The organism is Streptomyces sp. NPDC007863, assembly GCF_040633895.1.
Classification (GTDB): domain Bacteria; phylum Actinomycetota; class Actinomycetes; order Streptomycetales; family Streptomycetaceae; genus Streptomyces.
In genome coordinates this window covers 158916-170248 of record NZ_JBEYEI010000017.1, presented here as the reverse complement: position 1 = coordinate 170248, position 11333 = coordinate 158916, and the positions used below count along the sequence as shown (strand labels likewise).

The 11333-nt window shown below is 67.5% G+C and carries 10 protein-coding genes and 1 pseudogene; 1 reads left to right on the top strand and 10 read right to left on the bottom strand.

Translation table 11 applies throughout. The annotated features are described in order from the left end of the window. Positions 1-75 precede the first annotated feature (75 nt). The 3 genes and pseudogenes from ABZ621_RS26010 to ABZ621_RS26000 form a co-directional block, all read right to left on the bottom strand. Positions 76-1335, bottom strand: a complete 1260-nt coding sequence (locus ABZ621_RS26010) for a hypothetical protein (RefSeq protein ID WP_360608506.1) — start codon at positions 1333-1335, stop codon at positions 76-78. Between the two features lie 368 nt (positions 1336-1703). Continuing rightward, positions 1704-2093 (bottom strand): hypothetical protein, encoded by a 390-nt coding sequence (locus tag ABZ621_RS26005; RefSeq protein ID WP_360608504.1) that lies wholly within the window; start codon positions 2091-2093, stop codon positions 1704-1706. Between the two features lie 171 nt (positions 2094-2264). Continuing rightward, positions 2265-3933 (bottom strand): annotated as a pseudogene (locus ABZ621_RS26000) (SWIM zinc finger family protein). Positions 3934-4211: 278 nt separating this feature from the next. Between ABZ621_RS26000 and ABZ621_RS25995 the strand changes: the two are divergent. Then, positions 4212-4883, top strand: coding sequence for a hypothetical protein (locus ABZ621_RS25995; protein ID WP_360608502.1), 672 nt, complete (start codon positions 4212-4214; stop codon positions 4881-4883). A 165-nt stretch (positions 4884-5048) separates the two neighbouring features. On the opposite strand, the gene ABZ621_RS25990 is transcribed toward ABZ621_RS25995, so the two are convergent. From ABZ621_RS25990 to ABZ621_RS25960, 7 genes are all read right to left on the bottom strand, one after another. Beyond that, the gene (locus tag ABZ621_RS25990; RefSeq protein ID WP_360608500.1) at positions 5049-5453 is read right to left on the bottom strand and encodes an integrase core domain-containing protein; all 405 of its coding nucleotides are present in this window, start codon (positions 5451-5453) and stop codon (positions 5049-5051) included. Continuing rightward, complete coding sequence (locus ABZ621_RS25985) at positions 5423-5869, bottom strand: IS3 family transposase (protein ID WP_360608498.1); 447 nt, start codon at positions 5867-5869, stop codon at positions 5423-5425. The genes ABZ621_RS25990 and ABZ621_RS25985 overlap by 31 nt, the downstream gene beginning before the upstream one ends. Before the next feature lie 92 nt (positions 5870-5961). Then, entirely contained in the window at positions 5962-6252 is a 291-nt protein-coding gene (locus tag ABZ621_RS25980) for a transposase (RefSeq protein WP_360608496.1), read from the bottom strand. 347 nt (positions 6253-6599) lie between these two features. After that, positions 6600-8102 carry an N-6 DNA methylase gene (locus ABZ621_RS25975; protein ID WP_360608494.1) on the bottom strand — a complete coding sequence of 501 codons (1503 nt, stop codon included), beginning with the start codon at positions 8100-8102 and terminating at the stop codon, positions 6600-6602. 5 nt (positions 8103-8107) lie between these two features. Next, positions 8108-9307, bottom strand: coding sequence for a hypothetical protein (locus tag ABZ621_RS25970; RefSeq protein ID WP_360608492.1), 1200 nt, complete (start codon positions 9305-9307; stop codon positions 8108-8110). Continuing rightward, on the bottom strand, positions 9304-10545 hold the full coding sequence (locus tag ABZ621_RS25965) for an N-6 DNA methylase (RefSeq protein WP_360608490.1): 1242 nt from the start codon (positions 10543-10545) through the stop codon (positions 9304-9306). Before ABZ621_RS25965 ends, ABZ621_RS25970 begins: the two co-directional genes overlap by 4 nt. 182 nt (positions 10546-10727) lie before the next feature. Further along, positions 10728-10913: a hypothetical protein gene (locus ABZ621_RS25960; protein ID WP_360608488.1), complete on the bottom strand. Its 186-nt coding sequence runs from the start codon at positions 10911-10913 to the stop codon at positions 10728-10730. Positions 10914-11333: the final 420 nt, after the last annotated feature.

Below are 11333 nucleotides of genomic sequence, written 5' to 3'. Positions count from 1 at the left end.
GTCGGGTGACAGGCCCGCTCTGCCCGAGTAGCGGTCAGGCGGGCACCCACGTGGCTGACGGTCGGCGCTGCTCGCTCAGCCTTCCGTGGCGCGTTCCTCCGCGTCCCTGTCCGCGCGCCGACGGCGCGCTCGCTCGGCGATCCCGTCGACGATCTTGTCCTTCACCGAACTGGCCCGGTCGAGGGTCTCGTTGCCGAGGTTTCTGGCCGCGCCGACGCCCTTCGCTCCCGTCTCCAGCGCCTTGTCCCTCACCTCCACCGCCGCGGCCGCCCATCGTCTCGTCTCCGACGACTCGCGACTGGCCTCGATCCCGAGCCGCCCGTGGAAGTCATGGACGCCGGCCACGACCTGGTTGCTCGACCGGACCACGGCCGGGGACTTGGTCGGGTGCAGCAGCACCTTCGCGTTGGCCTCCTCGGCGGCCGCGTTCATCCGGGCCACCAGTCGCTCGGTGCTCCGCGAGATGAGATCCAGTCGGTTCTGGCGGGCGATCCGTATCCCGTCGCGGTGCAGGTCCAGCTCGTCCGGAGCCGCGTCCAGCACCCGGTCGAGTTCGAGCACAGCCATCGCGTCCAGGAGCTGGAAGCAACGAGCCAGTACGGCTAGCCACTGCTGGGCCTTCGACCCGGCTTCCTCCGCCGCCGCGGCCAGCTCACCGATCTTGGCCTTGCGCTCCATCCTCTCCGTGAGCGCGTCGAGCCGGCGGAGCGCGTACACCTGGGTCGTCGCGATCGTCTCCGACGTGGCCTGCACCTTCGACCACGTGATGTCGGAGACCCGGCCCACCTCGTCCCGGATGGTCATGGCGTCCTCGATCACGAGTTCCGCTCCGATCATCTTCGACAACGCGTCGTCCTCCTGGGCACGGAGCACATCGTCGAGCTTCTCGTCGATAGCGGCGAGATAGTCGGTGATCTCGTCCATGGCCTGTTGCATCGCGAGCTGCGCCATGACCGTCGCGACGTTCGACAGCTGCGCCGGGTTGCCCCGAAAGGGCCCGGGCCCCTTCACGAACTCGACGAACCCCTTGCTCTGCCCCTTGGGCCCTTTCAGCACGCCGGTGCTGAGGCCCGTCTTGGCGCTCTTCCTCAGCCCGAGCTTGTCGACACGCTGCGCGGACTCCTTGGTCAGTTTCACCCAGCGACCCGAGTTGGCGGCGAAGTCGGAACCCGCCTGCGCGAACCCGGCCGCGTCACCGAGGGCGGACCGGAACCGTCGCGGTCGCAGGGCCTGCGACGGCAGCCCTTCTGAGATGAGGAAGCGGTCGACCGCCGCTCGATCCCCGATGACCGCCAGGCCATCGCCGTCCCTGATCAGCTGGATCTCATCATCCATGGTCACTCCATTTCAGGTCGTGGCCCGGACCGGGGCGCTCTCTTCCGGTCCGGGCCGCGTAGACGTGGGCGTGGTGCGGGACAGGCTTCCGGGTGGCGGGGCCGTGGCCCGGGGGCGAGGTGAGGGTGGAGATGTAGTTCTCGCCGTCCACGAGAGGGCTTGGTCAGGCTGACGTCGGCCGCCGCCATGCGGTCGTACTCGGCGAGGATGAGGTCCTTGGTGCGGTAGGTGTCGTACTTGGCCTCGTCCTTGCTCTTGACGATGGGGAAGGCGTCGAGGATGTAATCGACGTCGTCGCGGTTGATCCCGCAGAGGTGGAAGAAGAGGGCGTCGAGTTCGGCGCGGATGACGGCGCGGCGGTCTTCGTCTCAGATGAAGGAGGTGCCGGTGTCGCCGAGGTCGCGGGCAAACGGCTTCATTTCATGGGCCGTGTAGCTCAACTCCGCCACTCGTCGGGCGAGGCATGCCTGCAACGCTCCCACAAGTCGACCATCGGAGACTTCCAAGGCCGATACCGGCAAATTACTACCGACGGCTGCACGTGGAAATGTTCCGACAATTGCGGTGCGCTCATCCGTAGCACGGCAGATGTCGCGCCATCCGAGGAGCCACTCTCGCTTCCGGCGCTTCGACATCACGACACGGTCGACGTCGCACGGAGCGGCATCCAGATCCTCGGCCTTGTGGACCTCGCCCATGTTGCCCGAGTCCACAGCCCCCAGGAGCCGGAACCGCTCCGCGATCATCTCCGTCGCCACAGCCCATTCCCTTGCCTCTTCGCATGGCCCTGCAAGCACACGACTCCCCGCGGGAGAATGCCCGTCTCGCGACGTGGGCAGACCCCCAGCCCCGCAGACAGCGTACACGCGGATTCAATTATAAACAACAAACCCATCCGTTGACAGTGTCAACGTGACAAGCTGGGCGGGTCAGAGCCCACTGTCGTCCATCAGTCGCATCAGGTTCCGCTTGCGCTTCTGGACGGCGCGCAGGCCGGTGACATAGGCGGTGAAGTCGTCGGGTGTGCCGAGGCGGCGGTGACAGTCGCGGATGCTCAGGAGCAGGCTGACGAGCTGTTCGTAGGCGTGGTTGCCGGTCTCGCGGGTGAGGCGGGCGGCCAGGCGACGGTAGACGGCGAGGGCGTCCGCGGGGCGGGTTGGGTGGGACTGGTCGGCGAGGGTGAGCCACTGGCCGTCGTGGGCGCCGTACTCGCCGGCTGTCCGCCAGGCGGCGTCGACGTCCTCGTCGTCCAGCAGGATGTGGACGAGGACCCGGCCACTGTGCGCATGCCCCCCGTTTGGCATCGGCGCGGAGAAGCGCCAGCGCCTTCTCGCGCTCGGCCTGCCAGCAGGCGGCGGCCCTGGCAGCAGCACGCAGCTGCTGGTAGGTGAGCAGAGAGCGACGGGCTGCGAAGTGGTCCCGGCGCAGGGTGACGGCGTCGGCAGGCCGGCCGGTCCGGGTGTAGCGGTCGGCGAGGTAGTCGATCAGGAAGGTATCGACGGTGGCGAGGTCCTCGGTCTCCCGGATGCCGCGCTCGGCCCATTCCAGGGCATGGGTGGTACGGCCGGCGGTGTCGAGTTCACGGGCGATGAGCAGGTGGGTGTGACCGTTCGGCGCGAGGTCGGCGGCGTGCACGGCGATCACCGTGTCGACGTCCCGCCCCGACTTCGCAAGGCGCTGCATCAGGTACTTCTCGGCCCAGCCGGTGCGGTTGACCTGCCATGCCTCGACCGCGTACCGACGCAGGGCTGCCATCCCCCGCTCACCGAGCAGGTCCTCGTAGTCGAGCGGGTCGATGCCCGTCAGGTCGGCCGCGTCGCCGAGCGCGTGGGTCACCAGCCAGTGCGCGAGTTCCTCCGGGTCGGGGCCGGCCGCGCGACTGGCCTCGTGGTGGGCGTCGGCCAGGCCGGCGCCGATCTCACCGAGCCGACCATTGGAGTCGTCGACGTTCTCGGCCGCCTTGGCCAGCGGGCCGATCGCCTCCCGGGCCAGATCCGTCGCGTCGGCCGCCCGGCCGGAGGTCGTCAATGACCGGATCGCGGTGACCGCCTGCCCGGCCTGGTCGGCGTAGGCACGGGCGTCGGCGTACTCGACGGAGCCGTGCTGGGCGAACGGGTCGATGTCGAGCAGTTCACGGATACGGGACCGGATCTCAGCCAGGTCTCCGCGGGCGCTCGCCGCCCGCAGTTCCAGTCGCCTCCGCAGGTTCCGGTCCTCGGCCATCTCCTCCCGCACGAGAGCAAGGAGGCCGTCCCGTGACAGGCCGGTCAGTCAGGCGTCGAGGCCGCGGGTACGGTCCCGGGCCGCCTTCCGCCGGCGAGGCAGGTCGGCCTCCTGAGCGATCGCCGTCAGACCGAGCGCGACCAGATGCTTGCAGAAGTTGCCCTCCTGGCCGTACGGGCAGTCGCACGTGCCCGTCGGCTTCCTGCACCCGGCGAGGACCAGCTCCACGTCGTACCGCTTCGTGCCGCGTACCGATGCCCTGATCCAGCCGTCACCGAACTCGACCCCGGACGCCTCGTCGACATAGCCACGTCCACGCTCGAACGAACGCTCCCCGGCCAGCGCCCTCAGCTTCGCTTCCGTAAGACCGCCCACGACTCTCCGCGCTCCGCTCCGGCTCGGACTCCCCTACAACGGCCCTCACGCTAACGGCCGCCAGGGCGAACAATCCCAGGGATCAGTACGGCGTCACCTCCACGAACCGTTGCCGTCTTCAGCACCTCGCGCGCCTTCCGTCTCCCACTCCGCAGCCCGGCCGACGGCCCCAATCCTCGTGCCAGGCCGTCAACAACCGATTTTCTGCGATGCCTCACGCCCCGCCTGTATGGTCGTCGATCACCCCGGTTCCCCGGGCCTTCTCCGAAAGGTGCCGCATGACCAAGCCCGCCACCGTGGACCTGACGAAGGCCTCGCCCGCGGTCTCCCTGGACAAGCACGGCGTGACCTCGGGACTGATCAAGGTCAATCTCAACTGGACCTCTCCGCAGGCCGCCGCGCAGAGGGCGGCCGGCGAGGCCCGTGGCCTGTTCGGTCGGATCCGGGCGTCACTGCGGTCGGCCGCGGCCAGGACGGTGGATCTCGACCTCGGCTGCATGATCCGCTGCACCGACGGTTCCAAGACCGTGGTGCAGGCGCTGGGCAACGCGTTCGGCGCGGTGGACCGCTTCCCGTACGTCGCCCTTGACACGGACGACCGGACCGGCGCCCGGGAGACGGGAGAGAACCTCGTCATCAACCTGGACCATCAGGCCGAGTTCCAGAAACTCCTGCTCTTCGTCTACATCTACGCAGGGTCGGGCGACTTCCGCGGCCTCGACGCCGTGGTGACCCTGACCTCTGACCGCGGTGACCGCTTCCGGGTGGCTCTGGACGACTGCCCGCCCCAGGCGCACGCCTGTGCCATCGCCCTCATCAAGAGGCAAAAGGGCGAACTCGTCATCGGGCGCGAGGTGCGCTGGTTCACCCCTGCGGACGGCCCCGGAGTCCAGGACGTCATCTCCCGCGCCTACCGACTCGGCATGAAATGGACCCCCGGCCGGAAGTGACGTCGCCTTCCACGGACCGACCGCGTACGCCCTCAGGCGCACTCGACACCCGACTGGCATACGGCCCCGCGGCTACCGGAGGCCCCGTGTTCCCGGCGGTCGGACACACTCAGCCGCCTGTGCACTCCGACCGCCTGTCAATCCCCTCGAACTGTGGAGTCCTTCCTATGCAGCCAGTCCCACGGTGAGGCCGGCCCAGTACTCGTTCTCGTAGTCGATCGGGCTCTTGAACCCGCACACGCTGTGCAGTCGGCGGGCGTTGTAGAAGTCGGTGATCCAGGTGGCGATCCTGATCCGGGCCTCGGTGCGGGTGCGGAACGTGTGGCTCTGGACGTACCCGACCTTGAGGACACTGTTGAACGCCTCGCTGACGGCGTTGTCGAAGCACGAGCCGACCCGGCCCATGGACCGCGTCACTCCCAGTCGGCGGCAGGCGCGGGCGAACTTCCGCGAGCCGTACTCGCTGCCGCGGTCCGAATGGAAGATCACACCGCGGACGTCACCGCCGAGGGTGGCCGCTGCCACGTTCAGCGCGGCAACTACCAGGTCCGCGTCGTGGTGGGCGCCCATCCCATTGCGTAGCCGAGCAGTCGCCGGGAGCACAGGTCGACGACCGTGGCGAGGTAGAGCTTGCCCTCTTCGGTGACGATCTCCATCATGTCGCCCGCCCAGACGAGGTCGGGTTCCTCGGCGGTGAAGTCCCGCTGGACGAAGTCCGGTGCAGCCGGCCGCTTCCCCGGCCTGGCCGGCCCGCTTCGGCGTCTCACTTTCCGAGCGACGAGGCCGAGTCCCGCCATCAGCTTCGCGACGGTGTTCACAGATATCCGCCAGCCCTGGCGGACCAGCAGGATGAAGATCTTCGGTGATCCGTAGGTACCACCGGACTCGGTGAAGATCTCCTTGATCTCGTCAGCCAGCCGCTGCCTGCGCAGTTCACGCCCGGTGGGTCTGCGATCGCGCCACTTGTAGAACCATGACTCGCTCACGCCGAGAGCGCGGCAGGAGACAGTGTGCGGGATGCCGTGCTCGGTCCTGTTATCGCTGATCACCCCGGCCACGGCGGCCGGGGCCGCCGCAGCTACTTCACCCACAGGACCATGCAGCGTTTGAGGACATCGCGCTCCATCCCCGGTTCCTTGTTCTCCTTCTTCAACGCCGCGTTCTCCGCCGTCAGCCGGGCGACCAACGCGTCCTTGTCCTCCGGCGCGGCCTTCCCGGACCACTTCGCCCGCGAGACCCAGCTCGCCAGGGTCGTCTCGTTGATCGCCAGGTTCTTCGCGACCTCGGGGGCCGGCTTCCCGGTCTCCGTCACGATGCGTACCGCCCCCTCACGAAACTCCGCCGTGAACTTGCGACGCTTCTCCGCCATGACAACCAACATCCCCTGCTGTCACGGACTCCACGCTACGAGGGGAACCTCACCTCCGGTGATCTCACCGATGTAGAGCCGGCCGTCGGAGAGGCACAGCGCGAGATGGTCTTGGCCGCATCCGGCGCCTCTTCGCCTGCCAGCCCGAGGGGGCGCGTAACTCCGTGACGATGTAGTGCAACACGACGGCCTGCAGCGCACCCCGCGGCGGCGGCCGCGCGTCGTGCCCGTACCGGTCCAGGACCGCCCCAGCGTTTCGTCGTACACGGGCAGGGCCTGGTCAACGCCCTCCCGTTCCAGCGTCAGATGGCAGATGAAGCGCTTGGATCACTCCTCACTGGGCGAGCTCACGTGTCCAGATGGAGACGGATCCGCCCTGCCAGTTGATCGGATCGCTCCAGCAGCTCGAGAAGCTCACGCTCCAGTTTGCCAATGAGCCCGTCGCCCTGCCCGCCACCGGGGGCCGGGGCCTCCAAGGGCGCCCCGCCGACATATCGGCCCGGCGTGAGGATGTGCCGGTTTCGCCGGATCTCATCTCCCCCTACGGAACGGCAGAAGCCAGGCACATCTTGGTATACGGCGCCTCGACGACCCGTTCCGCGCCAGGCGTGGTAGGCGCCGGCAATCTCCGATCGCTGACTGTTCGTCAGTACGCGATGGGCTCGCCCGACCATGTCACCCATGGCGCGGGCATCGATGAACAGCGTCTGACCACGACGGTCCGTCAGACCAGCCTTTCCCTGGGGCGACTTGTCCTTGGTCAGGATCCAGACACACGCCGACTTCAGAGTGATCGAAAAGAGCTGGGGAGGCAGCACCACGACACACGCAACCAGGTCGCCCTCGACCATCGCCCGGCGGATCTCGTCTTCGCCCATCTGCTTGGATGACATGGAACCGTTCGCCAGTACGAGGCCGGCACTCCCTTGATCACTTAGCCTGTCGACAGCGTGCTGCAACCAGGCGAAGTTCGCGTTGCTATGCGGCGAAACCCCGTAGCGCCAGTGCAGAACGCCCTCATCGCGCGCCCAGTCCCGCATGTTGAAGGGCGGGTTGGCCAACACCCAGTCCGCCTTGAGGCTCCAAACCGGGTCACGCTCAAGCGCATCGGCGCGGCGCACATCTGCCTGCACGCCGTTGACGTGCAGGTTCATCCGCGCCAGTTGCCAACTCCTAACATTCGCCTCCTGCCCGTAGTACGCCATGTCCGCATCCGGATCGCCCCCTTGCTCCTCCACGAACCTCGCCGTCTGGATCAGCATCCCGCCGGAACCGCAGCATGGGTCGTACACACGTCCACGCTCCGGCTGCAACGTCTCGACGAGAAGGCGCACCACACTCCTCGGCGTGTGGAACTCCCCGCCCTTCTTGCCTTCGAAACGGGCGAACTCTCCGAGAAGGTTCTCGTACGACGCGGCGTCGAGGGGCTCTTCGAGGATGGTGAACAGTTCGGTGACCTGCGATCGCCGCATGTCTCCGATGAGGGCGTCGGCGGGCGGAAAGAGGTCGGCGAGATCACCATCGCTTCGCCGCATGGCGTCGAGTGCCTCGTCGAGGGCCGTCACCGGATCGTCGTCAGGATCCCGGACACGCCGAATGAGGGTGTCCCAACGAGCCAGGGGAGGGATCCACCGCTGTCCTCTGACGCCATGAAGGAGGTGTTCCTCGCGCAGTCCCTCCGCCTCTGCCCATCGTCGTGCCTGCTCGAACTCCCAGGACACGGACCGAAGGTAGAGCAGTGTCAGGACGACGCTCTTGTAGCGGACCGTGTCCATGGTTCCGCGCAGGGTCTTCGTGACCTTCCGCAACAAGCTGGAGGCTGCTGTCTGCTGCTCGCCCTGTAGGGGCACATTACTCACCTCTCGACTGACGCATGCTGGGTCATTTCGAACACGACCAGTTCCTGGAGCGCGCGGGTCTCCCTGAGGGCCTCGAGGGATCGGGAGTGGAGCGGAGCGGCGATACCGGCGAACCGTTCTCGTACCTCCTCCGGCGGCCACAACAGGGGGAACTTCGAGAACGCCTTCCGGCTCATCGCACGCGCTTGTTCTCCTTGCGCCGTGGCGACCAGCTCCTTGCTTCTGGCGCGCAACTCGTGCAGCAGCCACATCCGGTCCGCCTCGATTCCCGTGCAGATCGCCAGCATGCCGCGCCCGGGAACGACAGGCATCGCCGCAGCGACCGTTCTGACTTCGCCCGGCCGTGGTGCGACCATCAGCGTCCCCGGTGCGCAGGCCACATCACGTGACGCCCAGGTGACTCCAGCAGTCCGGTCCAGATGAACCGTCCTGTTGTTGAGTACCTCCCTCGGCGATGCCCACGCGATGGCTCGACCACCGTCGAGCGCTCCGGCCTGGGGAGCACCACCGATTACCTGGCCCACGTCCGCGACAGTCACTCCTGTCCGGTGTACGTCGCCACGGGCGTGGCCCTGCGCGAAACGGCCGAAGTACGCGTCCGCGAGTTCGGTCGCGCGATCGGCGATCTTCGCGTTCAGCGCCATCTTCCGTTGCGCAAGGTCCATCGTCTGCAGGATCCGCTCACGAAGATGGCGCGGCGGAAGCGAAACGGGAAGCTGTTTGAGGTCGGCGAGAGGGAGCGTCGCGTGCTCAGCGCCGGCGGATCCCACCCGCAGCAGGTCTCGGGCGCGGGGCGTGCCGAGCCACCAGCGAATCCAGATATCGATGCCGTGGGTCAGTCCGGCCGGGGTGAACCGGATGACGGCGACTGATCGGGCGACGTTCCAGTCGTTGTTGTCCGGACCGGCGACTGCGGTGTCCCCGATCCTCCCGACCAGCACGACGAGGAGATCGTCCACCCGAAGTGACGTCCGCCGGTTCTGCCGGTGCACGTCCGGGCTGATCCGTGCAAGGTCGCTCGTTCCCACGGCTCCATCCGCGATGTCGCGGGCCCGGATCATGGGGACGCCCTCCGGGTCGTGCCCACCTGGGCGCACCACGCCGTAGGAAACCGACTCGACTCCGGGTATTTCGGCCAGCTCGCAGGTGATCCACCCCGGCTCGTCGAATCCGCCGTCTACCCTTGTGCGCTTCACTCCTGCACCCACTTCGCCGGTTCCGTCCCGAGTACGTCCCGGAGCTGCTCGCTCATGCGCAGGGCGTGCTCGAAATGCTCGTACAGCGCGTCTTTCGGATGTCGGTGCTCGGCCGCAGACACTGCGTCCTCGATGCTCGTGAGCGCCTTCTGTAAGTAGCCGCCCGGGCCGAGGTCGTAGCCACGGCGTGCGATGTCGTCATGGTTCACAGAGCGGCACCAGTCGACTTGCCCGGTTCCGCCCTCCTGGGCTGTGGAGGTTCCTCTCCAGTTCGCGAAGACCTGGCAGATCCGATCGATGATCTCGTCCGCGTGGTGAGAGCCGGCCGCCAGGTCAGTGAGGGTGCCGCCCAGTCGGCGCGCGTCCGCCAGGAGCACTTCGCCCACCCTGGAATTCCGGCCCCAGTGTGGGCTCGGGCTCTTGTCCCTGGCGATCAGCCAAAGGGTCGTGCCCGTCCTCGTGTGGGGGAAGAGCCCCGAGGGCAGGGCCACCACTCCGGCCAGCAGGTCGCGCTCCACCAGACGGCGGCGGATGTACGACTCCGCCGTGTTGAGCCCCCTCGTCGAACTGTCCGGAAGCAGTACAACTGCCCGCCCTTGAGCCGTCAGCTCGTGCACGGCGTGCTGTAGCCAGGCGAAGTTCGCGTTTCCCTTCGGCGGAGGGCCGAGGCTCCACCGTGGGTCTCGGCTCAGCTCCTGGTATCCCCAGTCCTTGACGTTCAGAGGTGGGTTGGCGAGAACGATGTCGGGGGACAGGCCGGTCGGACCGGCGTGCAGGCTGTCGACTGCTTCACCGCCCAGGTCGAAATGCAGGCCGCCGAGCGTCAGATTCATCGCTGCGGCGCGACGGGCCTCAGGACGGATGTCCCGGCCGTGCACCGTCAGCACACCGGGCCCGTGCTCCTTTCCGCGCGCCCACTCGTCTGCGGCAACCAGGAGCCTTCCGCTTCCACAGACGGGGTCAAGGACGCTTTCTCCGGGCTGGGGCGCGGCCAGGCCGGCCATGAGCCGGGCCAGCGGGCGGGGGGTGTAATAGTCCCCTCCCGCCCCGAACCGGGACGAGTACCGGTCAAGGCACGCGTCGAACAGGTCTGCGGGCTGTTCCAGTCGGCCGACCTGGGTGATCAGCGCGGCGAGCGCGCGGTCGGCCTCTCCGTGCAGCCTGCGGGACTGGACGGCCCTACGGGCCACCGGGTCGGACAGACGGCCGAACTCCAGAAGTGCCCATGCTCTGTTCAACGCAGGCTCCGCGGGTCCGAAGGATCGGTCGAGCCCTGCCCCATCGGGTGCGGGCCACGATCTCAGGAAGATCACCTGGAGGGCGAGCTGGTGGGCCGATTCCGGCGCTGAGGCGGCGCACAACGCGTCCAACGCGCGCCACACTCCTCTTAACCCTGACGAGCCGTGCCGCGCGGACAACGTCATGACGGCTTCAGCCAGGTGACGGTCGAAATGCCCAGCCCCATGGCACCCGCGAAGGCCACGCCGCCGTACTTGATCGCCCCCATCAGCTGTCCCCCATCAGCGAACTGGATGATGCCGGCCAACAGGCCGACGATCGCAGCGGCCTGGATGACCAGAATGAAGAGCAGACTCCTGTGCTGCATGCTACGACTCCCCTCGATCCTTCAGCGACAGCGCTTCTGACGGGACGAAGGTATGCGTGCCCGGCCGCACGGCTACGGCAGCATGCAATTTTGTTTTTGAGCCGACACAGCCTTCCGCCTTGCGCGCGAACGGGATTCTCTTCTTTCGAGAGGTACTCCTCGGGGCCGTCCGGCTCGCCGAGAAGCTCTGAGGCGGTGACGGCTGCCGTAATAGCGAAGGACGTCGAGCCAGAGGTCGACACCCGAGTTGTCGAACCACGCCTCCCCGTCCAACATGACGAAGTAGACCGCCCCGGTCTCCGGTCCGATGCCGAACGATGACCGATCCGGGCTCTCCGGGGTCTACCTGCCCGACCACCTCGACAAGCTGTGCCTTCATGAAGGCCGGAATCCGCCAGCGGTACCTATCCAGCGGGGGTC

Coding starts and splice junctions, on each gene's coding strand:
- ABZ621_RS26010 (WP_360608506.1), bottom strand. CDS start 1,335: ATGGATGATGAGATCCAGCTGATCAGGGACGGCGATGGCCTGGCGGTC.
- ABZ621_RS25995 (WP_360608502.1), top strand. CDS start 4,212: ATGACCAAGCCCGCCACCGTGGACCTGACGAAGGCCTCGCCCGCGGTC.
- ABZ621_RS25990 (WP_360608500.1), bottom strand. CDS start 5,453: ATGGGCGCCCACCACGACGCGGACCTGGTAGTTGCCGCGCTGAACGTG.
- ABZ621_RS25980 (WP_360608496.1), bottom strand. CDS start 6,252: ATGGCGGAGAAGCGTCGCAAGTTCACGGCGGAGTTTCGTGAGGGGGCG.
- ABZ621_RS25960 (WP_360608488.1), bottom strand. CDS start 10,913: ATGCAGCACAGGAGTCTGCTCTTCATTCTGGTCATCCAGGCCGCTGCG.